Annotated in this window: 1 protein-coding gene; it reads right to left on the bottom strand. The window is 66.6% G+C overall.

Annotation, left to right across the window (positions count from 1 at the left end):
- Nucleotides 1–425 (bottom strand): FAD-dependent oxidoreductase (locus tag EN859_RS35455; protein WP_135913620.1); only part of this gene is annotated, 425 nt, incomplete at both ends.

The following is a 425-nucleotide window of genomic DNA, read 5'->3' on the forward strand; positions in this document are numbered from 1 at the left end:
AGAAAACGCACGCCGAGCCGCTCGGCGGCGCGCCGGAATGCCGTCGTAGTCCGGTAGGGCAGCGCATAGCCGTCGCGCTCGACCCAGATGCCGCCCGTGACATGACGTGCGAGCGCCGGTTCGAGTTCGAGCACGGTTTCGCGGTCTATCACCGTCTCATGCGTGAAGCCATGCGACTGCAGCAGTGCGACGCGCTCGCGGCAGGCGGCGAGTTCGTCGTCGGTTTCGGCAATCTTCAACTGACCGGACGCGACGAAACCGCCGTCTTCGCCAAGCAGATCCGTCATGCCGTGCCAGATCTCGCGCGACATCAGCGCAAGCGGAATCTCCGGCAGCGGCCGGCCGAGCGTACGCACGCCGCCCGCGTTCACGCCCGACGAATGACGCGCGACGTAATCGGCTTCGAGCACGATCACCTTCACGCC

This window comes from Mesorhizobium sp. M00.F.Ca.ET.216.01.1.1 (genome assembly GCF_004010325.2).
Taxonomy (GTDB): domain Bacteria; phylum Pseudomonadota; class Alphaproteobacteria; order Rhizobiales; family Rhizobiaceae; genus Mesorhizobium.